Source organism: Bacteroides sp. AM41-16 (assembly GCF_003603495.1).
Lineage (GTDB): Bacteria > Bacteroidota > Bacteroidia > Bacteroidales > Bacteroidaceae > Bacteroides > Bacteroides uniformis.
Genome location: NZ_QTNE01000012.1, coordinates 58,178 through 83,012, shown reverse-complemented (window position 1 = coordinate 83,012; position 24,835 = coordinate 58,178). Strand labels below are relative to the sequence as shown.

Sequence of the window (24,835 nt, the reverse complement as noted above, 5' to 3'; positions counted from 1 at the left end):
TTCCAGATGGCAATGTACTTTCTTTGTACATTGCCATTTTCTAATAAACTCCATACAATAACAATATGAAACAGATTATCTTCCTTTTATTCTTATTGTCCTGTACTGCCGTTTATGCACAACAGCAAGACTCAGTAACCATTCACGGACGGGTGACTGATTACAACGGACAGCCGATAGACAGTGCCAGCGTCTGGTGGCAAAACCCGCAGTTCAATGACATCATAGAAGCCATAACCGACAAAGACGGGCATTACACGGCCCGTATACCCAAAGGGAAATATCAAAGTGCAGCCTCTATTTATCTGCCCTCCTATGCGCACATTGCCATGAAAAGCGGGCTGCCCGAGACTGAACACCGCCTGGAGTTCTGGGCCTGGGATTTCATCGCCGACCGCGACACTACACTCGACATACGTTATCATCGTATGGAAGCTTATGGCCTGCGTGCTTTCTGCATCCCCGGAGCCATGCCTACTTATCAGATATACGTCCGTCCCATGAGCTTGACACGTACCTACCAATGGATGAAAGAAACAAAGCCCGAGTCATTGGTACACGGTGAAAACCTGAGTGACATTGAGCAACAAGAACAAAACAAAGAAGCCAGAGAATGCCAGATGGCTCCCCGCCCCGGGCAACTGAAAGTCACCGTCTGGATAGACGGCGAGAAAGTCCCCGTGCTGATGAAGCAGGAAATAAAAGAATATTTCGACAGCAACGAATATGGCAACGCCTATCTATTGACAGTAGACATGCCCAAGCATCCCAAAAAAGACCTTCCCTACCGTATCTTCAAAGTAGAGCTGGAAGACATGGAAAACGGTGACCGGGGCGAAGGGCTTTACTATATGGAAAAGGAAAACTACGTTCAATAAACCATACACAACAAATGGCAAACAGTAATCTGAAATACCTCATAGCAGGTACCGGCGGCGTAGGCGGAAGCATCGCCGCCTTTCTTTCATTATCCGGCAAAGACGTCACTTGCATTGCACGTGGCGAACACCTTGCCGCCATACGCGGGAACGGTCTGCAACTGCACTCCGATTTGAAAGGTGAACATTGTCTGAAAGTGGCGGCATTTACCGCAGAAGAATTCCAAGGCAAAGCGGATGTTATCTTCGTCTGCGTCAAAGGTTATTCCGTAGACTCCATTACGGAACTCATCAAACGTGCCTCACACGAGCGTACAGTGGTAATCCCCATCCTGAATGTTTACGGAACCGGTCCCCGTATCCAGCGGTTGGTCCCCGGCGTCACGGTGCTCGACGGCTGCATCTACATCGTAGGATTCGTATCCGGACGGGGAGAAATCACGCAGATGGGAAAGATTTTCCGGCTCGTCTACGGAGCACACCGCAGCACGATTGTTTCCCGTGAAACATTGGAAGCCGTGCAACGCGATTTGCAGGAAAGCGGCATCAAAGCCGACATCTCCGACGACATCGACCGGGACACATTCGTCAAGTGGTCGTTCATCTCCGCTATGGCAGTCACCGGAGCCTACTATGACGTGCCTATGGGCGAAGTACAGAAACCGGGGAAGGTGCGCGATACCTTCATCGGACTGTCACAAGAGAGCGCAGCTTTGGGCCGAAAATTGGGTATAGAATTCAAGGAAGACATCGTGGAGTACAACCTCAAAGTAATAGACAAACTCGCCCCTGAAAGTACCGCCTCCATGCAGAAAGATATGGCCAAAGGACATCAGAGCGAAGTACAAGGCTTGTTGTTCGACATGATTACGGCTGCAGAGGAACAAGGGATTGAGGTGCTGACGTATAGGATGGTGGCGGAGAAATTCAAATAAACTGCCACGATGAACTGCCAAACGAGATAATTTCATACCTTTGTCCCGAACAACCCCGTAATTCAGTAATTTAATTCTTCATAAATATGTTATCATTACTCACCATCAACTGGAATCCCGACCCCGAACTGTTCAAGTTCTTCGGCATATCCATCCGCTACTACGGACTGTTATGGATTATCGGTCTTGCTCTTGCCTACTTCATCGTGCAACGCCAGTATAGCGACCGCAGAATAGACGAAAAGAAATTCGAACCTCTCTTCTTCTATTGCTTCTTCGGCATACTGATAGGCGCACGACTGGGCCACTGCATATTCTACGACTGGGCCTACTACCAGGACCATTTCCTCGAGATGATTCTCCCCATAAAAATCCTGCCGGACGGCAGTTGGAAAATGACGGGCTACACCGGCCTTGCCAGCCACGGAGGCACGCTGGGCCTGATTATCGCCCTCTGGATGTACTGCCGCAAGACGAAGATGCACTACATGGACGTGCTCGACATGATAGCCGTTGCCACCCCCATCACCGCCTGCTGCATCCGCCTTGCCAACCTGATGAACTCCGAAATCATCGGCAAACCGACCGACGTACCCTGGGCATTCATCTTTGAACGAGAAGACATGCTACCCCGCCATCCGGCACAGCTCTATGAAGCCATCGCCTACTTCATCTTCTTCTTAGGGATGGTCTGGCTATACAAACGCGGACAGAAAAAACAAGAAACCAAACTTGAAACAGACTTCAGCACCACCAAGCAGAAATCAACCGCCGTGCAGGCCGAAGCCTCCCTGCCCTATCACCGCGGTTTCTTCTTCGGACTCTGCCTGACGGAAATATTCACCTTCCGCTTCTTCATCGAGTTCCTGAAAGAAAACCAGGTGAACTTTGAGGACAGCATGACGCTGAACATGGGCCAGTGGCTCAGTATCCCGTTTGTGATTATCGGAGTGTATTTTATGTGTTTCTACGGAAAGAAAGCTTCCAAATAAACATTTCAGCCCTACATAAGCAACATACCCACCCCTTTCATCCGTGCAGATTTCTCTACTTTTACGGCATCGAAACAGTAACCGTAAATCATATATTTATCATGAAAGAGAGACAACTGATGAAAGGGGCAGCTTTTATGCTGCTGGCAGCAACTGCCACCCTGCCTGCGCATGCCCAACTGAAAACAAATGCCGGCGTGCAATACTTGCTTTCCCAGCCGAAAGACATGAGCCAGGATTTTCTGGACTTCAGCAACACCTATTTCTTTGCCGACAGCCTGGTATCGTTCGACACCTCCACCGGCAAGGGGACTGTCCAATGGAAACGCCAGCAACTGATGCCCCGCCAGGCATTCAATGCAAACACCTACCTGCACCAGCCCCTCCAGTCGCTGGACTTCCCGGAGACGGCCTACGACAACAATCCGCAATTGACGTTCACCGTCGAACCGGTCAGCGAACGTACCCTCCGCATCCGTATGCTTACCTCGCCCATCGTACCGAAAGAAGATGCCGACGACCCCATGCTCATAGGAAAGCCTGCCGACGGACGCTCCTTCTGGAAAGCCGAGAAGACGGACAAAGGTACGCTGTACACCTCCCGATACGGCAGCCTGCTCATCCAGAACTATCCCTGGCGCCTGGTACTGAAAGACGCCGACGGACGCCTGCTGACACAGACCCGTTGCTGGAGCGACAACGACTCCACGCAGGTCAAGGTACCTCCATTCAGCTTCATCAAGCGCGGCTCGGACAACTCACGCAGCATCAATCCCGTATTCAGCCTCGCGCCGAACGAGAAAATCTACGGTTGCGGCGAGTCCGCCACCGCACTGAACAAAGCCGGACAGAAGGTCAACCTCTTTGTCACCGACCCACAAGGGCCCGAAACCCCAGATATGTACAAGCCCATCCCCTTCTTCTTCAGCAACCGTGGCTACGGCATGTTTATGCACACTTCCGCCCCCGTGACCTGCGACTTCGGCCGCTCCTACATCGGAGCCACCAAACTCTTTATGGCAGACGAGGCGATGGACATCTTCATCTTTCTGGGCTCGCCAAAGGAGATGCTGAGCGAATACACCGCACTGGTAGGACGGCCCGAAATGCCCCCTTTGTGGAGCTTCGGCACTTGGATGAGCCGTATCACCTACTTCAGCGAAGCAGAGGGCCGCGACGTAGCCCGGAAACTGCGTGAGAACAAGATACCGAGCGACGTCATCCACTTCGATACCGGCTGGTTCGGCGTGGACTGGCAATGCGACTACGCCTTTGCCGCCGACCGCTTCGACAATCCCCGGCAGATGCTCACCGACCTAAGGTCACAAGGCTTCCGTACCTGCCTCTGGCAACTCCCCTACTTTACCCCGAAGAATAAGTTCTTCCCCGAGCTGGTGGAACGCGGTCTGTACGTACGCAACGGCAAAGGACAGCTTCCCTACGAGGACGTGGTGCTGGACTTCACCAATCCCGAAACCGTGCAGTGGTATCAAGAGAAGCTCGGCAATCTGATTGAAATGGGTGTAGGTGCCATCAAAGTAGACTTCGGCGAAGGTGCCCCACTGGATGCCATCTATGCCAACGGCCGTAGCGGACTATACGAACACAACCTCTATCCCCTGCGCTACAACAAGACCGTGGCCGACATCATCAAGAAGCTGCACGGCGAAAACATCATCTGGGCACGCTCCGCATGGGCAGGCTCACAACGCTACCCATTGCACTGGGGCGGTGATGCCGCAACTACCGAAACCGGTTTCGAGGGAACCATCCGCAGTGGCCTCTCCATCGGACTGAGCGGATTCTGCTTCTGGAGCAATGACATAGGCGGCTTCGTGACCCAAAGCCCCGAAAGCCTCTACCGCCGCTGGTTACCCTTCGGCTTCCTCACCAGCCACAGCCGCGTGCACGGAGCACCTCCCACCGAACCGTGGTACTACGGGAAAGAGTTCACAGACTATTTCCGCCGTTGTGCCGAACTGAAGTACAAACTGATGCCCTACGTATATGCACAATCCAAAGAGTGCACCGAGAACGGCTGGCCGATGCTCCGCGCCCTGCTGCTGGAGTATCCCGACGACCCGGGTGCATGGCTGGTAGAGGACGAGTACATGTTCGGCTCCAACCTCCTCGTGGCACCCATGCTCGAAGAGGGCAGCGGACGGGATGTCTACCTCCCCGGACGGCAGAAATGGATAGACTACCAGACCGGAAAGGTGTATGCTCCGGGATGGAACCATATCGAGTGCGGCACCCTGCCCATCGTCATTCTTGTAAAGGACGGTTCGGCCATCCCCCATATCCCCGTGGCACAATGCACAGACCAGATGAAATGGGACAAGATTACGTGGAAGAAGTATCTGGCAGACGAAAAGAAAGCTGAAGGATTGCTCTGCCTGCCGCAGGACGGACAGTTACAACGGATATCAATCCCATAACCGGTATATCAAACACATTAAACCCTAATACCCCATGCGAAACAAGTTATTGTTCCTCGCCTTGCCCCTGCTATTCGGCTTACAGGCAAGCGCACAACACACACAAGCCTTTCAAGATACCACGCTCAGTGACGAACAGCGCGTGGAACATCTTCTCTCCATCCTGACATTGGATGAAAAGATAAACCTTCTTTCCACCGACCTCGGTGTCCCCCGCTTCAACATTCCCCGTTGCGGACACTACGAAGGACTGCACGGGCTGACCCTCGGCGGTCCTGCCATGTGGGGTGGACGCCAAAGAACGGAAGACGGGAAAGTAGTCCCTACCGACTGCCCCACCACCATATTCCCCCAGTCCTACGGTCTGGGCTCCACATGGGACACCGATTTGGTGCAGAAAGTAGCGGAACAAGCCGCTGAAGAAGCCCGCTACTACATGCAGACCACCGGCAACAAGCGTCATGCCCTCGTGATGCGCGCTCCGAATGCCGACCTTGCCCGCGACCCACGCTGGGGACGCACCGAGGAGAGTTTCGGAGAAGATGCTTTCCTCACCGCCCAACTCACCATTGCCAGCGTACGCGGCCTGCAAGGCAATCATCCCCGCTACTGGAAAACCGCCTCTCTGATGAAGCATTTCCTTGCCAACAGCAACGAGGACGGACGGGACAGCACTTCCTCCGACTTCGACACGCGCTTGTTCCATGAATACTATGCTTATCCTTTCTATAAAGGCATCACCGAGGGAGGCAGCCGTGCCTTCATGGCCGCCTACAACAGTTGGAACGGCATCCCCATGTCCATCCATCCCTGCCTCGAAGAGATTACCCGCAAGCAGTGGGGCAACAACGGTATCATCTGTACGGACGGCGGTGCCCTGAAACTGCTGATTGAAGCGCACAAGAGTTTTCCGAGCTTTGCGGAGGGTGCTGCTGCCGTAGTAAAAGCCACCACAGGACAATTTCTCGACGCATACGTTCCTTACGTCAAGGAAGCTCTGGAAAAGGGATTACTGACCGAAGTCGACATCGACAAGGCTATCCGCGGGAACATCTTCGTCGCCCTCAAGCTCGGCTTGCTGGACGGGGACAACTCCCGTAACCCTTATCTCTCTATCGGAAAGAACAGTACGGAGACACCGCCTTTCATGACAGCAGAAGCCCGCAGGCTGGCACGGGAAGTCACCGCCAAGTCCGTGGTGTTATTGAAAAACAAAAAACTCCTGCCACTCGATGCCGGAAAGCTGCGTAAAATAGCCGTTATAGGCCCGTATTCGGACAAAATCGTGCAAGACTGGTATAGTGGTACCCCGCCTTACGAAACAACGATTCTGAGTGGCATACGCAATGCTGTGAAAGAAGGAACCGAAATCATCCACGCCGAAGACAACCGCATGGGCCAGGCAGAAAAGGCTGCTGCAGCCGCCGACGTTGCCATCGTGTGTGTAGGAAACCATCCTTACGGCACGCGTGCGGACTGGAAGTTCTCTCCCGTCCCCAGTGACGGCCGCGAAGCCGTGGACCGCAAATCGCTGATGCTGCCCGATGAAGACTTGGTGAAGCTGGTGCTCAAAGCCAATCCCAATACCATACTGGTGCTCGTCAGCAGTTTCCCCTACACCATCAACTGGAGCCAGGAGCACGTGCCTGCCATCGTCCACATCACCCACTGCAGCCAGGAGCAGGGCAACGGACTGGCCGACGTACTCTTCGGCAAGGTAAATCCAGCCGGACGTACCGTACAGACGTGGGTGAAAGACATCACCGACCTACCCGACATAATGGACTACGACATCCGCAACGGACGTACGTATATGTACCACCAAGGCCCTGTGCTCTATCCTTTCGGCTATGGTCTGAGCTATTCCGACTTTACGTACGAGAAGATTGAATCCGTCAAGCAAGACAAGAAGAACATCCGCGTGACGGTATCAGTGAAGAATACCAGCGGACGCGACGGAGAAGAAGTCGTACAGCTCTATGCCAGCTATCCGGACTCCAAAGTGGAACGTCCTTCCAAGCAGTTGCGCGCCTTCAGGCGTATCCCCATCAAGGCCGGCGAAACCCGGAAAGTGACGCTTACCGTGCCCAAAGAAGAGCTCGGCTATTGGAACGAAGGAAAGCAGATGTTCGTTGTAGAACCCGGAACGGTGAAGCTGCTGATAGGGGCTTCATCGGAAGATATACGGTTGGAGGGAAAGATCAGGCTATAAGAATGAAAAAGCCATCCCTTAACATACCGACTATAAAAATTAGCGAGTTATGCCACAACAACGTGGCAAACCCGCTAATTACATATTTGCAAGCATAAATGAAGTACAAGGTCACTTTACAATAAACTCATATCTTCCTGCCGCCAGTTCCACCACCCGTACATTCTCGGCCTTGTCAGGTAAAGTGAGTGTAGCTGTACTGTTAGCGGGCACTGTAACTTCATAATGCACACATTTCCCTTTCCATTCCCAGCGAGAAACAATTTCACCGTAAGGCGACCGATGACGAGCTTCAAACCGTTTCAATCCCTTTATGAAATGGGGACGGAGCAGAATGTTTTGAAAACCAGGTTGCACGGGATCAGGGAAAATACCTCCCAGCCCCTTGTAGAACCAAGCACCTATTTCACCGAACATCATATGATTGTCCGAGATGTCACGAGTAGCCTGCAAATCCCAGTTCTCGAGCAGCGTAGTGGCACCGTTCACCATCCACCAACCCCATGAAGGATAAGTGTCCTGTACAGCCACCTTATAAGCTGTTTCAGCATAACCATTTTCGCTGAGTGCATTCAGAATAGCTTTAGCTCCTAATACACCCACATCCAAGTGAAAACCGTCCTCCTCTACCTTATGTGCCAAGTTAGCTGCCACTTTTCCTATCAACTCTTCGGGCACAATCTTCCATTGCAAGGGAACACTCAATTCGGTTTGTGAACCTTCGGCATAGATGCCTGTTTCTCGATTCAGGAACTTATCATTGACAGCTTGCTTTATCTCCTCCGACAAGGCATTATAATATTCGTAATCGGCCTGTTTGCCGAAGAGTTTGGCAGCAGCGGCCAAAATCTTGGTATCTACATAAAAGTAGACCGAGGAAGTCAGCTCTTTATTGGATTTTGACTTCACCGGCACCCAGTCTCCGCGCCCCCACGTAGTGAGATGATTGTTAGAGATACGCTCCACATAATCCACATAACGTTTGATGCTCTCGTAACAATCGCTCAAGGGCTTGCTATCACCGTAGAAGAGGTAGATATTCCAAGGGATGATGGCAATAGTACTAGTCCAGTCCAGCCCGTTGTCTGTACCATATCCCCATCCACCAGTTGGAATAATATCGGGCAGCACTCCGTTGGGCTGCTGTTCGTCACGATGGTCGGCCAACCATTTTTCGTAAACGGTAATTCCATCAAAGTTATAAAATGCTGCCTCAATGGCAAAATGACCGTCACCAGTCCAACCGTTCTTCTCGCGCTGAGGGCAATCGGTGGGGTAGCCCATCAGATTGGAAAGGTAAGAGTGATTGGCAGCATGGAGCAGCTTGCCTATCAGTGGGCTCGAAGATTCCAAGCTACCTACTGCCGGCACATCACTGTGCATGAAGTAAGCAATCAAGCTGTTTTGGTCAAGCTCAATAGGCTTATCTGCCACTACCTCCACATAACGAAATCCCTTGTAATTAAATCGGGGCATGAACTCATCCTCTTCTCCACTCAGAATGAGAATGTCCGTCTGAAAAGGGTCTTTCTCCTTATCGCCTCGAAAGTAGACATCAATGTTCGAGAGATCGAGGCGGCCATTTGGATGTAAGCGTTCGCCATGTTTGATTCTGACCTCCGTTCCCCGTTCACCCGAAACATGAATACAAGTCACACCGGACATATTTTGCCCGAAATCATAGATGTATGTTTTCTCGTCCACTTTGCGGAAAGAGACGGCGGGGAAAATCTTTACATTACGGATGGGATGTACTTGCTGGGCAGTGACATTGGAAGAAGGTACACTCCGATAGGCTACTCCGCGCCACTTGGAATCATCGAATTCCGGAGTGCTCCATCCTTTCTGCTCCAGACGTGCATCGTAGTGCTCGCCAGTATAGATACTATTAAAAGTGATTGCACCCGACGCTGTCCGCCAACTGAGATCGGTGGGAATAGTCTCCACGCTTCCATCGGTGTAGGTAATGCGCAAGTCCAGACAGAAAGTGGGACGGTTGCGCCAAGGGGCACGGTCGAAGTCCCACACTGCTTTGGATTGATGGTTATACCAGCCGTTACCCAAAAGTACGCCAATAGCGTTGTCACCATTCTGTAATTGTGAAGTCACATCATAAGCCACATACAAGTTGCGGCGATCAAAGCGGGTATAGAGAGGGGCAAGGCAGTGGTCTCCTATCTTCTCGCCATTGATGTAAAGCTCATATAGTCCAGCAGCGGCAATATAAGCACGCGCTGACTTTACCTTTTTGCCGGTCTTGAACTCTTTTCGGAAGTAAGGGGCAGACCCATAATGAATATCCTTGCCATCGCCAATCCAAGCACCTTGCCAATGTTGCATCCCCATCATGCCCGTTTCAAAGTAAGAGACAGGAGAAGCAGTCTCCTTATATTCCATGTCGCTGCAGATTACTTTCCAATAATATCTAGTGAAAGGCTGCAGTTTTTTGCCCGCATAGGCCACAAGCTGATTACGGGAATCGTTCTTTCCACTATCCCACATCCTGCCACAGCCATTGACCACATTCAACGAGTCTTCGTCTACCACAATCCGCCAGGAAGTCTGCACAGCTCCCTGCCTACCATCTTCCATCCGCCAAGAAAGGCGTGGAACGGGATTATCCAAACCTATAGGTCTGTCAAGATGTTCGCTCCTCAGATCAACCAAACGAACCGGAGTCTGCCCTTGTACAGTAATGCAAGCAAAGAATGTGAATAGAAGCAGTATATTTCTTTTCATAACTCCATTGTTTATCTATTCCGTAGTAATCACCAGTTCCTTGCCCTCCCTCAGTTGGTCATGGGTGATAAAGTAACCGTCAATCTTTTTACCGTCATAAGTAATGTCAATAATCTTCTTGCCGCTTCCTTTCTTCACAATCGTAAAGGGACGACCATTCAGATTGAACGTCACTTTATCGAACAAGGGAACAGTAACAATATATTCAGGATCGGCAGGCGAATAAGTGTAAAGTCCAATAGCATTGAGCACATACCACGAAGACATCTCGCCGGCATCATCCATCCCTGCATAAGCCAGCTTGTCGGCACCCATGTCATAGTAGTGGTTCATCAGGCTGTCGAGAATGCATTGGGCTTTCTCTTGTTTGTCTATGAAATAATAGGTGTAAGGAATGCTGTGTCCCGGCTGGTTTCCGTGGCAATAGTTTCCGATGAATCCGGTCAGGTTGTGGGCCTCGTAACCTCTCCACGGTTCGCTGAATAAGGAATCCAGTTTAGCCTCCACCGCCTCTTTACTGGGATAGAGCTTAATCATGCCTTCGGGGTCGTGGGGGGCGAAGAAGAGGGCGTTCCATGCATTGGCCTCACGGTACATGTACTGGTAATAGGGATAATACGGATCGAAATCCTGAATCCAGCTACCATCGTCAATCTTACCTCTCCAAAAGCCGGTAGAGGGGTCGAATAGCGTCTTGTAGTTGTTGGAGCGTTCCATCATCAGTTTGTAGTTGGCTTCATCTCCCAGCTCCTTGGCTACCAAGGCTACGGCATAGTCATCGTAAGCATATTCCTGGGTCTTGGTCACAGCCCCTTTGTATTCGTCCCATGTGGGTACATTCACTGTGTCTTTTTCAGCAATCCAACCTCGCTCCATATACTCATCCAAATAGCGACGTCCTCCTTTACCGGGCACCGTAGCATTTTTCAGAATCAACTTATAAGCACGCTCCAGATCGAAATCATGCAAACCACGCAACCAAGAACCAGAAATAAAAGTGGAAGCGTGATCACCATGGAAGAAGGTGGGCATGTAGCCGTCACGCTTCTCACCTTTGTCAATAATAGACCTAATGATGTCAGTAGTCACATCGGGAGAAATCATACCTATGAGTACCAGTTTGTTGCGATAATCGTCCCAAAAAGAAGGGTCAGTGTAATAGTGGAAGCCGTTATTCACTACTTCGCCACGGACATCAGTATATTCATGATTCACATCGCTACGCAAAGCCGGCCATTTAAAAGCATGGAAGAAAGTAGAATAAAACAATCTCTTTTCACGTTCCGTGCCACCTGCAACTTGAATCTTGGAGAGGAGTGCTTCCCAAGCCGCATCGGCTTCTTCTGCCACTTGTGCAAAACTTTTGTTCAACATTTCGGCCTTCAAATTCATTTGAGCATTCTCTATACTCACAAACGAGAAACCAGCCTTCACTTCCAAAGGTTCAACACCTTTGCTGTCGATAAAACGCAGCACAGCCACCTCATGTTTGTCGTCTTTTACCATTTCCACTTGGCCTATTTTATAGTTGGTCTTAGCGTAAAAGTAGATTTTACCATCGCCATCTTGATAACCCGTGAACGTATTATCGTCAACCTTCTCAATCTTCCAATCACGGACATCATTATTAGAACGGCGGATGTCTACCAATAATGACTTATCGTCGCCCTTGCCGAAAGTATATTTATGGTAGGCACAACGCAAGGTACTGGTCAACTCGGCGTTCACTTTATAGCGTTCCAGATAAACTTGGTAATACCCCGGATGCGCAGATTCCTTCTCGTGACTAAACCCGGAGCAATAATTACCCGGAGCGATAGTTCCCACCACTGGCAACATGGGGACATGCAACAAGTTCCAATGCCCTTTAGCTGTATGTGAAAAACCATAAATCACAGTGTCCTCATATTGATAGCCCGCACCGCTACGAAACTGTGTAACGGGGCTGAGCTGCACCATTGCGTTGGGCAAGGTAGCACCCGGATAAGTTTCCGCACCCCATGTACGTGACTTTATTTTGCGCGTATACCCTAAGTCCTCAGGCTCCCACAAAGTAGCCGTACCCAAGAAAGGATTGACATATTCGGTTAATTTCTTCTGCGTACCGCCACAGCCCGTCAGAACAATCAGGGCGAACAGTAGAAATAAATATTGATTCTGTTTCATCTTTTGTATTTATTTTATATAAAAAACTGTTGTCTCTAAAAACATTATTTCCAAAATAACTGCCAATTAAAACTGGCTCTAAAAAAAAATGTGCCGAAACCCAATAACCAGATTGAGTTTCGACACACTTTTAATTGCTAACTTATTTCAGGCTCTTTTCAAAGAGAGCTTTGGCTTCAATCAAAGTACAACCACTTGTCTGCGTAGTCAGATGGTTGTTGCCGCTATTGTTCATTGCCCAGTTAGTATTATACAGCAAATCAAGTTTATTGATTCCCTTTCGCCACAAGATTTCAGCATTATTGTTAAAGAAAGTGATGAATTTCTTCTTATATATGGGGTCCAAATTCGGTTCCATAATCAGCTGCACATAATAACGCATGAAAATACCCTTAAACAAACCTCCGTCCCCATCGCCTTCATCACGAAGTAAATTATTTCCAGTATCTATCATGCTGCTATTACTGATAGCGAAATTGGCAGCCTTACGAGCATCTTTCAAATAGGACTCTTCTCCTGTGATCTTATACAGTTCGTAAGCAGCACCCAAGAATGTACCTTGGTTATAAGAAAGAGAAAGTGTACTCAACTCACCCGTCTCACCGTTCACATTATCATAGATGGCGCCGGTAGCAGGGTTAAATAAATTTTCACGCTCCCATTTATAAATATTGACAGCCCAATCCAAATCCTCCTGATTCCCGTTAATACGGTAAAGACGAGCAGCAATCAAAGCAGCAGGGCCGTTGGAACAAGCATTTTTGCTCCATAGCTGGTCGTGAGTCCAAGCAATGCCACCACCTGCGTAATCGTTCCAACCGGTCTTGATTTCATTCCACATCTCTTGAGAAGTTTCCAGATACTTGTTTTCATCAGTAACTTCGTACAAGCGAATCATGGTGAGAGCAATCCACTCCATATCATCATAAAAGTTGTTCCAATAACTGCCACCGTTCTTTGCCTTGATACCGACATACCATTTGTCGAACAAGTCGCTGTACTTGCTATCTCCGGTACGATTGTAAGCATCTATCATCACATCCATAGCATGAGCCTGCGGCCAATAATGGAAATCCTTGATTGAACCGTCATTCCCGTAGTTGAAATAATTCTCTTCCGTATTCCAGAAACGATCTATCAGGGTCACAGAACTGCTATCGGCAGCCGCATCCCAATCTATGGTGTAAAGCCCCTTATCATACATATACTCATCTTCTATCTCGCACGATTGAAGTGCCAAAAGAAGCAGGGGCAGACAAAATAATATTTTTTTCATAATCTCTCCTTAAATTAGTTGGCCAATTCCACTTTATGAGTATAGTTCTCCACATTGAATATCACACTAATCTTGGTGATGGCACCCGGATTGTGGCCATCGGCCGCACCATCGAATTCATCGTTCAGTTTCCACTTCTGATCCCATTGGTTATCAGGAGTCTCCATAATATAGAAATAAGGATCTTCGGGAGTAGCCGCACCAGGATTAGAGTCTGTAGTATTCTTGGTTCCCCAATACTGTATACTACCATCAGCATAAGTCATCAAGAACTTATAGCGTTGGTCGCGCCCCCATCCTTCTTGCTTGAACTCAATTTTATCCTGACCGCAGAACACACCGTTTCCAACATAAGGCAATTCAAAAGTTGCGGCACCACTCGGACAGAAGTAGAATTCCATCTTACTTACTTCCCTGACGGTTACAGATGCAATGGAGAAATCCATCTCAATGCGGTAAACTCCCGTCTTTTCTACGGTTGTCTCGCCTTCGCCTTCCATAATCTTATTGCCATTGATATAAAACACCTTGGCACCTTCGGCTGCTCTATCTACCAGTTTGTAAGTCTTTCCGCCTTCCAACTTCGTAAAGACTTCGAACTTATCCTTTTCGGGTGAAGCACACGCCACGGCCTTAGAAGCATCCATACCACCTTCAGTAGCACTTCCGGTCAAGTAAAGCTGTGCCGGAATCTCTTCAAATCCCACCAAGCGAGTGATGGTGAGCTTCTTGCTTTCCTTTGCCATTACAGAATTCAAACCTCTGGAAGCCATTACTGTCCAAACAAGTGTACCCGTCTCACCACTGTTCAATCCGGCAGCCGCACCAACCTTGTTCAATGTCTTGTGGCTGATGGTAGCATAGCTCAAAGAACCGCCATTGTCAGAAAGCACTTTGTAAATAGGCTTAGAAAAATCTCCACCTTCTTTATCGAATACCACTTCATAAAGAGGGGCACCGCTATCTTCAGCCTTGGCCGACTCCCATTCAAAGAACAGGCTGGCGCTGGCCGACGATTGCAAGACTACTTCCTTGCCGTCAGTGGGTTCATACAACTGATTTACTGAGGAAACTTTGGAATCCTTGTATTCCATGTCTTCCGTACAAGACGTAGCAAAGAGGACTGCCGAAAAAAGAGCTATTGTTGAGAATATTGTTTTCATTGTTCTATTGTTTTTAATGAGTTTAGATACACGTTAATTTCCATATCCTGGATTGTTAGGCGCCAGATTGGGATTCAAATTGATTTCACTGATAGGAACTGCCCAAAGGTAATCTCTTGCCTCTTCGAACTTGCGAGTGTCAAGCTTATTCTCGTCCACGAAGCTTGCACCGCGCACCTTGCCCGACAAGTATTCGTTGCCAGCCTTCCAACGCTTAATATCATACCAGCGCAAACCTTCCATCGCCATTTCTACACGACGTTCGTCGCGAATAATCTGCCTCATCTCTTCCTTGCTCTTTCCGGCAGGAAAGTTCAAGGCTGCATCGGCAGTGAATCCGGCACGTTCGCGGATGGGACGGATGGTCTTGTTCCATACCGCTTCAGTCATACCGCTTGTTTCGTGAACAGCCTCAGCATACATCAGCAAGATGTCAGCATAGCGCATAGTGATGATGTTCATACCGGAATTCTGATCACCGGAAGCCTGCGGATTATAATACTTACGGGTGAAATAACCGGTAGAAGTGCCGTTTCCACCACCATCGTAGGCATCGGTTCCCGAACCCGGACGAATGTTGATGACTACGTCTTTACTGCCATCGTCCACATTGCCACTCCAGTCATAGCCATCATAAATGATAGTAGCGGTGAGACGTGGGTCACGGTTGTCGTAAGGATAAGCAGGGTTATAATCTGTCCCGGCTTCACTGATAGTCTTTCCACTAAGCATCAGATAAGTATCTACCAATGATTGTTGCGGCACACGGTTCACGGCACGTCCGCCTCTTGACAAAGGAATCATGTCTACCATCTCACCCCAAGTAATCAAATTGGGTACATAAGAACGGTCCATGATAATCTCTTCATTATACTCATTGGCTTCATCAAAAAGCCCGGCATAATCAGGAAATAAGGCATAAGTACCATATTCGCCCTGTTTGTTCATCAGATTGTCGCAATAAAGCATCACATTGTTCCAGTCGCTATCCATCAAGTAGACACGAGCCTGCAAAGCACAAACGGCACCTTTAGTAATTTTGCCCTTGTCTTCTTCGGGCAATTGGTCGCGAGTGGGAAGCGCATCCTTGATGTCTTCCAATTCTTGGTGAATGAAGCTGATAATGGTTTCGCGGTCTGTACGACTTACACTCCGCGATTCTTCCAGCGTGATGTCCTCCGTAAAGAAAGGTACTGCACCATAAAGGTTAGTCAGACGGAAGTAGAGGCTTGCACGGATATAGCGTATCTCGGCAATCATACGTGCTTTAACAGATGCGTCCATGTTGGGTACCAGATCCACCTTTTCAAGGAACACGTGGCAGGTCTTTATGCCTCCGTAAAGGTCTTTCCATTCATTCTTGAAGATGTCGAGCGAGGGAGTAGCCATACCTTTGCGAATGGCACGTTGGTCGTCCACACTGCGACCGTCGTAAGCATTGTCACTCAAACTTTCATCGCTCCACATACGGCCTGCATTGTACATCTGGCTGTAAGCCATGTTCACCACATACTGGGCTTTGGTGGTGGAAGTCCAATAAGAGTTATCCGTAAATTTGTTTGTCGGTGCGTTCTCCATCTCGTTGCAACTGCAAAGCATCAGAACAGCCATTCCGGCAAAAGCTATATATTTTCTTAGTCTCATAGTTATCTGTTGTTTTTAGAATTCAATGTCTATACCGAAACCATAGTAACGGAGCGTCGGGTAGTTTCTACCAGAATTGGCGCCACTATTACCCATCTTAGAGTCGAACTCAGAAGATTCAGGGTCAATAAACGAGTTATTACTGAAAGTCAGCAAGTTTTGTCCGTTGACATAGATACGTGCCTTTTCCATGCCCACCTTGCGGCTCCATGTTTTGGGGAATGTGTAACCAATCTGCAAGTTCTTCAGACGCAGGTATTTTCCATCCATCAAGAATAGGTCGGAACCTTGTCCGTTTCCGTAGTTGTTTCTGTTGGAAGTAGAACCCGGAGCAGTAAGTCTCGGCCAACGTGCATCGGTGTTGGTAGGAGTCCAGAAATCCAGTTGATGCTTATAGATATTATAAGAGTAATTGGCGTGGAACGGTTCAATCAATTCACCACGAAGCATCATGTCACGCTTGCCCACACCCTGCCAGAACATACCGAAATCGAATCCTTTCCATTCTACATTGTAGTTGAAACCGAAAGTAAGACGAGGGAAGGCATTACCCAAGATAAACTTATCCTTCGAGTCGATGACACCATCTTCGTTACGGTCTACAAACTTCACGTCACCCGGCTGTACCTTTCCACCTACAGGAATAGCCGATGCCTCAATCTCCTCGTAGCTTTGGAAAAAGCCGTCCATCTTGTAACCGTAGTAAGACTCCAACGGACATCCTTCACGGGTGATACGGCTCAACTCCTCTATTTGTGAGATTCTTTCGTGACCAGGGTACTTCAGCACTTCATTCCAAGAGTCACCAAGATTGAAGTTGAAGTTATGATTTGCAGCTCCCGTTTTCAAACGATAGTTGATAGAGAGGTCCCAACCTTGATTCTGCATCTCACCAATGTTGTCCATCGCCATATCCGTACCGAATACCGAAGGCACAAGGGGCTTCATTAAAATGTCGCTCGTACGCTTGTAGAAATAGTCGAACGTCACATTCAAAGCGTTATTGAAGAACGAAGCGTCTACACCCACGTTGAAGGTTTTGGTCTTTTCCCAAGTCAAATTATCCTTACCTAACTTAAAACCTGCGCCCGATACTGTCTGGTTGTTGTATGCGTAAGAGTTGTTGTACAGTTCGTAAACAGTAAAACGGTCATAAGTACCAATAGACTGGTTACCCAAGATACCAAAAGAAGTACGCAGTTTCAAGTCACCCACACGTTCCTTGTAAGCCTGCATAAAGTTCTCCTCGCTCAAACGCCAGCCTAATGAAACAGAAGGGAAGAAACCCCATCGGTAGTCTTTATGAAACTTGGAAGAAGCGTCATAACGGAAGCTGAATTCTGTATAATATCTGTCAGCGTAAGAATACCCCACACGTCCCAACAGAGAAGTCAGACTGGTACGGTTGGATTCATCTACAAATGTTTTTCCTGTGATGTTTCCCACAGTACTATTGGTAATGTCTGTACCGATACCCAAGTCGGGATCTACCCCCTTCTTCTCAATCTCATTGCTAGACGAAGTAAACGATTCATTGGTTACTCCAAAAAGCCCGCTGACATTGTGTTTACCGAATGTCTTGTTGTAATCCAACAAAAGTTGGCTATTAATAAGGTAAGCCGTATGATTCCAGTTACTGGTCCGATAGTCAGTATCTTTCACTGGACGTGGTTCGGTAGCCTCTTCATTCAAGTAATAGGATACGCCCAAATTGCGGGTAGAACGCATGTCGTTTATCACATCCGCACCCAACACTCCACGCAACTTCAATCCGTCAATAAGCCGGAATTCAGCATTGACATTAGCGTTCAGATAATTGTTACGATACTTGTTACGGCCACCAGCTTCCAATGCTCCCAATGGGTTAAATTCAGTCAATACATCATTTAACAAATATCTTCCATCTTCCGATTTCATTTTGTAATAATAATAAGTAGGTACACGGGCGGCATCCACTTCCAAACTCCCACCGGTGGTACTTACACTATTATTACGTGTATAAGCCAAAATAGCATTCAGTTTCAAACGTCCCACTTCCGTGCTAACATTGGTACGAAAATTATAACGCTGCACGCCAAAATCACTGTTGCCCACATAATTACTTTCCTGGTCATAATAACCCATGGACACCATGTAAGTAGTTTTATCACTACCTCCAGATACGCTTAGATTGTAATTCTGCTGTAAGGCTGTGCGGACTATCTGATCAAAAAACCAGCTTTCTTCATTTTGATGGGCAGCCAGGTCACGGATTTGATCGGGTGTATACAAAGGAGCCTCTCCAGCATTGGTGGCAGCTAAATTGCGCAAAGTAGCGTTCTGATAGCCTTTCACCGGAGAAAACAAGATATCCGGATTCTGCCATCCCATCATACCACTTAACCGAACTGTCGCACGCTGGTTCTTCTTACCTTTCTTAGTAGTAACCAAAACTACACCATTGGAAGAACGTGAACCATAAATAGCAGCTGTACCGGCATCTTTCAAGATGGAAATGTTCTCAATATCATTGGGATTCAATTTATCGAAACTACCACCATCAGCTACCAATCCGTCTATGACAAAAAGCGGACTATTGTCATTCACAGTGCTGATACCACGAATATTAAAGTTAGTCTTACGATCATTAGGATTGCTACTGCGCTGCTGGATAACCACGTTGGGCGCAGCCCCTTGCAAAGCATCTGTCATGTTAGCCACGGGACGGTCTTCGATCATGGAAGCCTTTACCTGGTCTACAGCACCTACGGCACTCTTGCGGGTAGTAGTACCATAACCGATGACAATAACTTCATCCAGCACCTTGGTATCCTCCTTTAAGACAACATTCAATTGTTTTTGATTTTTCACAGCAATTTCCTGAGTGGCATATCCCACATAGGAAAAGACGAGAACATCTTGGGCACTACAAACAATGGAATAGTTTCCATCCACATCTGTAATGGTACCCACACCTTCTTTACCCTTAACAGTAACACTCACTCCAATCAGGCTTTCACCTGTGGCATCCTTAACGGAACCTCTCACCGTGGCATTGTTTTGCTGCACCACAGTAATAGTCTCCGCATGTGCATAAACCGCAGGAGCCTGCGCCAGCATAGTCACAGCAGGCAAGGCAATAAGCCAGAACTTATAGTTCCCACCTATCCGAGCCAGCAATGAATTTACTGTGTACACTCGATTCTTTTTCATATTCTTTAAGATTAAACATTATAATAAATCACGATAAAAAAAGGAAAAGAACACAAATAATACCAACGAACAACCAATTCATGCAATTTGTATCCTAATCCTCCTTCCAGCGCACTTTATTGATTTTAAATAATTCCTGTTTTTACAAGCTGTTCAGCAAATCCACTTTACCCTCGTTCACTAATTTCAAAATCAATTCTCCAAACAGCGTATTCTGCCAAGCAAACCATGCACGGGTAAAGTTAGTGGGGTCATCCTTGTGGAAAGACTCGTGCATGAATCCCGTACCGGCATCCGTATCCATCAGCATTTTGATACAAATCTTTATCTCCTCATCATTCTGGCTGGTGAATGCCTTCATCATGATACTCATAGGCCATACCATATCATAACCAATGTGCGGACCTCCGATACCTTCACCGGCTTTACCTTTAAAAAAGTAAGGGTTGCTGCCACTCCACACAAAGCGGCGTGTATTCTGATAGATAGGATCGTTTACGTCCACATCACCCAAATAAGGCATAGCAAGAAGGCTGGGTACATTGGCATCGTCCATTAACAGATGATTGCCGAATCCATCTACTTCAAATGCATAGATTGTCCCAAACTCAGGATGATTGTAAGTGGCATATTTCTTCAGGGCTGCCTCCACTTCGGCTGCCAAATCGGTGCATTCTTTGGCCAAGGATGTTTCCTTGTTTACTTCCGTCAGAATTTCAGCAGCCTTTCTCAGAGAAGAGACAGCGAAAAAGTTGGAAGGGACCAGGTACTGAAGCGTAGTGGCATCGTCCGATGGGCGGAAAGCGGAAACAATCAGTCCCACCGGTTTGACCGGAGCACCCAAGCCGTCGTTATTCAGCGTATCCAGAGCACGTTCCGTCTTACGTTGGAAACGGTAAGGGCCTACACCGTCCTTACGCTGCTGTTCCTTGAAAGTCTTCAGGATAGCAGTAATTGCCTTCATCCATTCACCGTCGAAGATACTGCTGTCACCAGTTACTTTCCAATACTGGTAAGCCAGACGAAGCGGGTAACAAAGAGAGTCTATCTCCCATTTGCGCTCGTGCAGTTCGGGCTTCATATCTGTCAAGTCAGTCATCCAGTTGCCACCCGTAGGTCCGTCGTTGAAAGCATTGGCGTACGGATCAATGTTGATGCAAAGGAACTGACGGCGAATGACACCTTCGAGCATCTCTTTCAATTGCGCATCATTGTTGGCTAACTGCACATATGGCCACACCTGCGCACCGGAGTCACGCAGCCACATAGCATGGATGTCACCGGTATAAACAAAAGTATCGGGTTTACCGTCCAGCATGCGAAAGTGTACAGTAGTGTCAAGCGTATTAGGAAAGCAATTCTCAAACATCCACGCCAACTTAGGATTGGTAAGCAGTTTCTTCACGCGAACAATCTCAGCTTCCACCGCTTTTGAGGTGAAAAGGCGTTTCTTCATTTTTGGACGATTGCTCTTGTAAGCAGCAGTCATCTGAGCATAGTTCTCCACACAAGTGTTGTCACCTTTCAGGATAAAAGTGTCTGCCTTAGCATAGCCTTGCATACAGAGCATGGCAACAGCGCACAAGGTAATGTTTCTCTTTTTCATTTGGTCTGATTCGTTTTAATTATAAAGACTGATTAGCGAACACGGCCAAACGCGCGTACATCTCTACCATGGCGGCTTGTGTCAGCAGCCATTTACGATTGTCGCGGCTCTTGCCGGTGAAATCAGTATTGAAAAGGCCGTTCTCTTCACGGGCATGCGTCCAAGCATAGTCCAGACTGCGGGCAAAGGAATCAAGATAAACCTTGTTACCGTCCACCTGATAGAGTTCCATAAAACCACGCAACATAACGGCGGTGAACCACACATCACCCTTCTTCAGCATATGAAACGGTTCTCCCTGTCCGGGGGTGAATTCCATGAAGAAATAATTATGACAAGCAGCAGCAATCGCTTGCGCATCCTTCAGATACTGCCCATTACCGGTAAGCTGATAGAGCAAAGCAGCCGACTGCATCATCTGACCGCTGTTATAGGCAAATTTGGCACGTCCTATCTCACCGTCCAAACGCATGTTGTCGAAGTAAAGGCAGTCTGTTGTGTCCTGCAATGTTGCTTTAGTCCACTCGTACAAACTCTTCCCTTTCTCAAAATAGGAGCTGTCTTGCGTAGCCTTGAAAAGTTTCAGGGCAAAGACGGAACCAGGGGCGTTGGAACAAGTGTTCTTTGATTCCTTCTTCTGTTCGCACCAATAGATACCTCCTCCCAAACAATCGTCCATACCGCTTTCTATAAACTTCCAGATAAGCTTGGCGCTCTGCAGATAGTTCTCTTGGCTAGTCATCAGATAGACGTCTGTGAAGTCAATGCCGAGCCACACGTTGTCATCGTAAAAGCGGTCGGACAACGGAGCGTCCTTGATGTAAGAAGCATACGCTTTGGGCATACGACGAGTATCGAAATATTCAGCAAGTCCCGGAAGCACTTTCTCATCAAGCAACTTCTGATAGTTCCCGAAATCTTTCTTGTTATCTTTAGTGGCCTCCATCAACGCATTCACTGCGGAGAAGGTACCGGAATAAGGCCACAAATAAGAGTAAAGATTGGGACGGTTCTTCTGTTCCTCGGAAGCCAGATAAGTAGCGGTATAGCCTTCCACGTCCGAAGGATAATTCTCACGCAACAGACAAGTGCCCGGTGCGGAATAGTGAGCATATAAGGAATCAAGTGTTTGTGTAGATCTGACCAGCATTGCGTTGTCTGCCACAGCCGGTTCTTTCTGTGTCTTGCATCCGGTTACTGCCAAGGCGCATGCCAATAGGCAGAGGAGTGCTTTCTTGGAATTTTTCATCTTTTTTCTACGGCATTAAATTGTTCGACTTGTTTTTCACTCCGTTGCAGGAGTCTTCTTTTATATAATATATAAACCCTATTAAAAACGATTGCAAAAATAGACAGTAAGGTTAAAAGCCAACTATAAATCCGTGACATAACCGTCCACATTCCGGACATGGCAGAATTCTAAAACAAGTTTGTCACAAAACAGACACACCGTTTCCCCCATACTTCGGAAACATCATTTCCCAACAACTGGAAATTCTGAAATACGCAGGGTTGTACAACCGTAGGGTATCAGCGTGATTTCTTGCTCTCCTCCTTCGGCACTGCCACAGAAAGAGAAAGGCTGGGGCCCTGCCATTTCATTATATACTGTCCAAGTAGGGATAAGACGAGCCTTCATCTTTATTTCAACCGGTGCATTTTCCTGATTCCAAGGAAAGTCCAATTGCTGTTTTTGGCTATTGATACTTACTTGGGCCACCTCGTTCATTCTGTTACGGTCAAAATCCACCAATCCGTAGTTCCATGGATCCGAAGAAGTCACCTGATAATAATAAGAACCATACCAACTATCCTTAAACTCTTTCTTTTCCCAATTTTCTTCCATTTTCAGGGCATATACCAACGGACCTCTTTCAATAGATACTGCGTTTTCATACCAAGTGCTAGTAAAGACCTCCATGGGCAGATACAGTTCAATCTTATCATTCCGCTTCCATATACGGTCTACGATAGCTATTTTCCCACCTTTGACAGTTTGCTCCATCTTTCCATTTACCCGTATTTCAGCTTGCTTGCACCACTTCGGAACACGCAGGTGAAATGGAAATTTCACTTGTTTCACCTTATTCCTCACCTCTTTAATGGTAAAAGTTATCTGATGATCCATCGGATAGTAAGTATCTTCACTGATAACCACCGGTACATTATCACCCACATTGGCTGTTACTTCCGACGGAGAATAGACAATGGCTGCAATGCCGTTATCAGGTGTGGCATACCATAGGTGCTGTGTAAATTTTGGCCAACCTTGGTGCATATTCGAAAAACAACATGGGTATCCGGTCAGAGTGCCAAAAGCAAGGTCTGTCCCTTCATGATCCTGGTCGAAGTTGCGACGATGGCGTGTTACCATCACCTGATTCGGTTGCTGGAAATATTGCTTAGTCATAAAGTCATCGGATATTTGGGCTGGTAAAGCATTAAAAGCAATGCGTTCCAAATGGTCGGCAAAGTCTATGTCTCCTGTAATCTCCACCATTTTTTCCAGCGAGTACATCAACTCTACGGCCGAACACAACTCCGAGCCTTGTGTAGGATTGTTTCCATGCAAAGCCTCATCGCCTCCATACATGCCTTGCGGCTGTCCGTGGAACCGGCGAATATCTCGAAAGCCTTCCTTGACAGCATCAATATATTTCCGGTCGGTATCTTGCAGATAATAAATAATCGGTTCTTTGATGCCTTGTGCCAAATTAACACAGTGTATAGTGCAGGGTCTGCGCAAGTCTCCCCTATCTACCATATCTATGAAACTGAAACTCTGCCGGTGCAGCAAATGCCCCAATTCAAGCAAAAAATCCTCCCCCGTAAGATTATAAAGCCAATATACAGCTTGCAAATTGTCACAAGCACGGAATTCTGCCCAACTGCTCCAGTGTCCTAAAGGTTTTTGCGGCAAGGTATTCAGTTGATAACGGAAATATTTTGTCATAAAAGCGACGACTCTCTTATCGTTCGTTGCCGAATAATACTGCTGTAGGATTTTCAGCACGACCATACGCGGCCACCAGTCTTGCGAGTTATCACGTTGCAGTCCAGGCTCTCCCGGATAATCTTTTTCAGGACCGAAGAATCCGTCCTCACGCTGGCTCTGCAAAGCCCATTCTATCCAAGGTTGCACTTTGGCTTTCAAGACATCATCATCCAGTATATACGCCAAAGGAAGTAGACCGTCTATCCAGTATGGACCGCGTTCCCACTGGTCTCCATCACCACCTAACCAACCATTGCGTTTGCCCATAACCGAAGGGTAAAGAACATCCATCTGACCACTGGCGCCATTTTTCTGACGAACCAGCATTTCGTGCAACCAGCCTTTAGGTTTGATACTGCCTAAAGGAAGTTCCATTAAGGGCTTACGGAGTAGAGGATAGCGATTATTCTTGTAGTTTCCTTCTACTACCTGGCTCAAAAGAGCATCCACTTGTTTCTCCGCCTCAGGCGTAAACCACTTTTGAGCAGATATTGTAAAGAGATTAGCAGCTAATAAACATACAACAGCAAATATTTTAATTTTCATTTTTCAAGGTATTTGTTATTTCCAATAAATTTACTTCAATAGAGTTGTTAACT

Annotated in this window: 14 protein-coding genes; 5 read left to right on the top strand and 9 right to left on the bottom strand. The window is 47.6% G+C overall.

Features of this window, described 5'->3' with window-relative positions; translation table 11 throughout:
* Nucleotides 1-65 precede the first annotated feature (65 nt).
* From DW896_RS12115 to DW896_RS12095, 5 genes are all read left to right on the top strand, one after another.
* Nucleotides 66-878, top strand: a complete 813-nt coding sequence (locus tag DW896_RS12115) for a carboxypeptidase-like regulatory domain-containing protein (protein WP_005824864.1) — start codon at nt 66-68, stop codon at nt 876-878.
* 14 nt (nt 879-892) lie between these two features.
* Nucleotides 893-1,813: a ketopantoate reductase family protein gene (locus tag DW896_RS12110; protein WP_005824862.1), complete on the top strand. Its 921-nt coding sequence runs from the start codon at nt 893-895 to the stop codon at nt 1,811-1,813.
* 86 nt (nt 1,814-1,899) lie between these two features.
* Nucleotides 1,900-2,805, top strand: a complete 906-nt coding sequence (lgt, locus tag DW896_RS12105) for a prolipoprotein diacylglyceryl transferase (protein ID WP_009037471.1) — start codon at nt 1,900-1,902, stop codon at nt 2,803-2,805.
* 101 nt (nt 2,806-2,906) lie between these two features.
* Entirely contained in the window at nt 2,907-5,243 is a 2,337-nt protein-coding gene (locus DW896_RS12100; protein WP_009037472.1) for an alpha-xylosidase, read from the top strand.
* 34 nt (nt 5,244-5,277) lie between these two features.
* Nucleotides 5,278-7,455 carry a glycoside hydrolase family 3 C-terminal domain-containing protein gene (locus DW896_RS12095; protein WP_009037473.1) on the top strand — a complete coding sequence of 726 codons (2,178 nt, stop codon included), beginning with the start codon at nt 5,278-5,280 and terminating at the stop codon, nt 7,453-7,455.
* Nucleotides 7,456-7,566: 111 nt separating this feature from the next.
* On the opposite strand, the gene DW896_RS12090 is transcribed toward DW896_RS12095, so the two are convergent.
* The 9 genes from DW896_RS12090 to DW896_RS12050 form a co-directional block, all read right to left on the bottom strand.
* Entirely contained in the window at nt 7,567-10,194 is a 2,628-nt protein-coding gene (locus DW896_RS12090) for a glycoside hydrolase family 78 protein (protein ID WP_009037474.1), read from the bottom strand.
* Between the two features lie 15 nt (nt 10,195-10,209).
* On the bottom strand, nt 10,210-12,360 hold the full coding sequence (locus tag DW896_RS12085) for a GH92 family glycosyl hydrolase (RefSeq protein WP_005833933.1): 2,151 nt from the start codon (nt 12,358-12,360) through the stop codon (nt 10,210-10,212).
* 142 nt (nt 12,361-12,502) lie between these two features.
* Nucleotides 12,503-13,636, bottom strand: coding sequence for a glycoside hydrolase family 76 protein (locus tag DW896_RS12080; RefSeq protein WP_005824849.1), 1,134 nt, complete (start codon nt 13,634-13,636; stop codon nt 12,503-12,505).
* Between the two features lie 14 nt (nt 13,637-13,650).
* The gene (locus DW896_RS12075; RefSeq protein ID WP_005824847.1) at nt 13,651-14,799 is read right to left on the bottom strand and encodes a SusE domain-containing protein; all 1,149 of its coding nucleotides are present in this window, start codon (nt 14,797-14,799) and stop codon (nt 13,651-13,653) included.
* Between the two features lie 33 nt (nt 14,800-14,832).
* Entirely contained in the window at nt 14,833-16,443 is a 1,611-nt protein-coding gene (locus DW896_RS12070; protein ID WP_005824845.1) for a RagB/SusD family nutrient uptake outer membrane protein, read from the bottom strand.
* Between the two features lie 15 nt (nt 16,444-16,458).
* A complete protein-coding gene (locus DW896_RS12065; protein ID WP_005824843.1) occupies nt 16,459-19,635 on the bottom strand; it encodes a TonB-dependent receptor in 3,177 nt (1,058 codons plus the stop codon).
* Nucleotides 19,636-19,777: 142 nt separating this feature from the next.
* A complete protein-coding gene (locus tag DW896_RS12060; protein WP_005824841.1) occupies nt 19,778-21,241 on the bottom strand; it encodes a glycoside hydrolase family 125 protein in 1,464 nt (487 codons plus the stop codon).
* A 19-nt stretch (nt 21,242-21,260) separates the two neighbouring features.
* Nucleotides 21,261-22,490 (bottom strand): glycoside hydrolase family 76 protein, encoded by a 1,230-nt coding sequence (locus DW896_RS12055; RefSeq protein ID WP_034529194.1) that lies wholly within the window; start codon nt 22,488-22,490, stop codon nt 21,261-21,263.
* Between the two features lie 225 nt (nt 22,491-22,715).
* Nucleotides 22,716-24,782 (bottom strand): beta-L-arabinofuranosidase domain-containing protein, encoded by a 2,067-nt coding sequence (locus DW896_RS12050; RefSeq protein ID WP_009037476.1) that lies wholly within the window; start codon nt 24,780-24,782, stop codon nt 22,716-22,718.
* Nucleotides 24,783-24,835: the final 53 nt, after the last annotated feature.

Excerpts from the sequence above, each read along its gene's own strand:
- DW896_RS12115 (WP_005824864.1), top strand. The coding sequence starts at position 66 with ATGAAACAGATTATCTTCCTTTTATTCTTATTGTCCTGTACTGCCGTT.
- DW896_RS12110 (WP_005824862.1), top strand. The coding sequence starts at position 893 with ATGGCAAACAGTAATCTGAAATACCTCATAGCAGGTACCGGCGGCGTA.
- lgt (WP_009037471.1), top strand. The coding sequence starts at position 1,900 with ATGTTATCATTACTCACCATCAACTGGAATCCCGACCCCGAACTGTTC.
- DW896_RS12100 (WP_009037472.1), top strand. The coding sequence starts at position 2,907 with ATGAAAGAGAGACAACTGATGAAAGGGGCAGCTTTTATGCTGCTGGCA.
- DW896_RS12095 (WP_009037473.1), top strand. The coding sequence starts at position 5,278 with ATGCGAAACAAGTTATTGTTCCTCGCCTTGCCCCTGCTATTCGGCTTA.
- DW896_RS12090 (WP_009037474.1), bottom strand. The coding sequence starts at position 10,194 with ATGAAAAGAAATATACTGCTTCTATTCACATTCTTTGCTTGCATTACT.
- DW896_RS12085 (WP_005833933.1), bottom strand. The coding sequence starts at position 12,360 with ATGAAACAGAATCAATATTTATTTCTACTGTTCGCCCTGATTGTTCTG.
- DW896_RS12080 (WP_005824849.1), bottom strand. The coding sequence starts at position 13,636 with ATGAAAAAAATATTATTTTGTCTGCCCCTGCTTCTTTTGGCACTTCAA.
- DW896_RS12075 (WP_005824847.1), bottom strand. The coding sequence starts at position 14,799 with ATGAAAACAATATTCTCAACAATAGCTCTTTTTTCGGCAGTCCTCTTT.
- DW896_RS12070 (WP_005824845.1), bottom strand. The coding sequence starts at position 16,443 with ATGAGACTAAGAAAATATATAGCTTTTGCCGGAATGGCTGTTCTGATG.
- DW896_RS12065 (WP_005824843.1), bottom strand. The coding sequence starts at position 19,635 with ATGAAAAAGAATCGAGTGTACACAGTAAATTCATTGCTGGCTCGGATA.
- DW896_RS12060 (WP_005824841.1), bottom strand. The coding sequence starts at position 21,241 with ATGAAAAAGAGAAACATTACCTTGTGCGCTGTTGCCATGCTCTGTATG.
- DW896_RS12055 (WP_034529194.1), bottom strand. The coding sequence starts at position 22,490 with ATGAAAAATTCCAAGAAAGCACTCCTCTGCCTATTGGCATGCGCCTTG.
- DW896_RS12050 (WP_009037476.1), bottom strand. The coding sequence starts at position 24,782 with ATGAAAATTAAAATATTTGCTGTTGTATGTTTATTAGCTGCTAATCTC.